The sequence below is a fragment of the Actinopolymorpha sp. B9G3 genome (assembly GCF_040120725.1).
Lineage (GTDB): Bacteria > Actinomycetota > Actinomycetes > Propionibacteriales > Actinopolymorphaceae > Thermasporomyces.
Genome location: NZ_JBEEAB010000068.1, coordinates 1 through 1659, shown reverse-complemented (window position 1 = coordinate 1659; position 1659 = coordinate 1). Strand labels below are relative to the sequence as shown.

Here is a 1659-nt window from a genome sequence, read left to right as displayed (position 1 = left end):
CTAGCCTCGATCTTTCACGTGCCTGGTGGTGGTGCGGGGTGGCGGTGTTGATCTCTGTGTTGGTGGCTGGTTTTTGATGTGGGTGTGCGTGGTTAACGGCGCTGTGTTCGCCGGTTCTCCGGGTCCTGGTTGTTGGGTCGGGGTTGATGGTTCAGGTGGGTTGCAGTGATGCCCAGCCGGTGGTGATGAGGTGGTTGTAGGGCCAGTCTCGTGGCAGCCGGAGTCGTCGGCGTCTGCCGCTGTTGATGATGCGTCCGGCGATGGCGAGGATGCGTAGCCGGAGGCGTTTGGGTTCCCAGCGGCGGGCGGGTTCGTCGTGGTCGAAGGCGAGGGTCTGCATCCAGACCAGTAAGTCTGCGGCGAGGGCGACGATCTCGAGCCAGATCTGGTTTTGTCCGAAGCCGTATAGGGGCAGGTTGGCCAGGCCGGTGTCTCTGAGTCCGCGGATCCGGTCCTCGGCTCGGGCGCGGAGCCGGTGCCTGGTCTCGAGGTCTGCCAGCCGCCAACCGGTGCCCTTGGTGTTCGTGGCAAAGCAGGTGATCCGCCAGCCGTGGTGGTCGGTGAGCCGGAGCTGGGCGCCTGGGTGGGGTCGTTCGCGGCGGGCGATGATCCGCATTCCGGACGGCCAATCATCGGTGCCACCGGTTCGGGCAGTGGCCGGCATCCAGCCGGTCAGCTCGGCGACCTGGGCGCCCTCGCGGGGGTTACCATCGCCGTCTGCCGCGGCCCGCCAGGCGTGGGGTGGGATCGCCTGCACCGCGGCGATGACCGGGGCGGTGGCAGGAAACCCGATCGAGTACTCCAAACCCAACTCGGTGATGTAACCCACGAACGCCTTCGACGCGCCACCGGTATCGGCACGGACCAGCACCTGGCCGCGTTCGGCGGCGGGGAGTTGGGCCAGCGCGGCATCGAGCACGCTGATGTGATCGGCTGCGGTAAACGACGATGCTGATCCGGTGCGCAGCAGCCCGACCAGGGTTTCTCCGGTCCCGGCTTCATCATGATCGACGAACGCGAACATCGGGTGGAAGCCGTAGCCTCGTTTGAACGTCGGCGCCGCACCTTCCTTGTCTGAGTGCGCCGTCACCAGCACTCCGTCCAGATCCACGATCACCTGCCCACCGACACCGCCTGCCACCGGTCGGTGCCTGGCCCATACCTGTTCTCGGGCTTGGGCCCGCGCGGTCCGGATCGCCGCGGTTGCCGCATCGACGTCGGAGGCCAGCGTGGCGATCAGCCGCGACACCGTCGGATCAGACGCCACCTGGCCGAACAGATCAGGCTGGGACCGCACCACGGCCAGATCGGACAGGCAATCACCGCCAAGTGCGACCGCGGTCGCGACATCGAACAAGACCTTGCCCGGGTCATGAACCGCCCGCTCACCCCGCCACGGCGCCAACGCCTGCGACAGTGCCCGTTCCACGCCCGCGACCCTGGCCACCCGCGTCAACAGCAGCCCGCCTGACGACGACACCAGCGACTCGCGGACATCATCAACAACAAGACCTGGGAACCAGCTACGCTTCACCTACGGAGTGCCTTTCCGCTCGGACGACTTCGACCTTCGACAAGCCGAATTCTTCCAAGCCGGACAGGCACTTCCGTACATTTACGCGCCGAACTCACCCACAGCCCACGAAAGATCGAGGCTAG

At 66.3% G+C, this 1659-nt stretch carries 1 protein-coding gene; it reads right to left on the bottom strand.

The annotated features are described in order from the left end of the window. Window positions 1-151: 151 nt before the first annotated feature. A complete protein-coding gene (locus ABNF93_RS34585; protein WP_349332487.1) occupies window positions 152-1534 on the bottom strand; it encodes an IS1380 family transposase in 1383 nt (460 codons plus the stop codon). Between the last annotated feature and the right edge of the window lie 125 nt (window positions 1535-1659).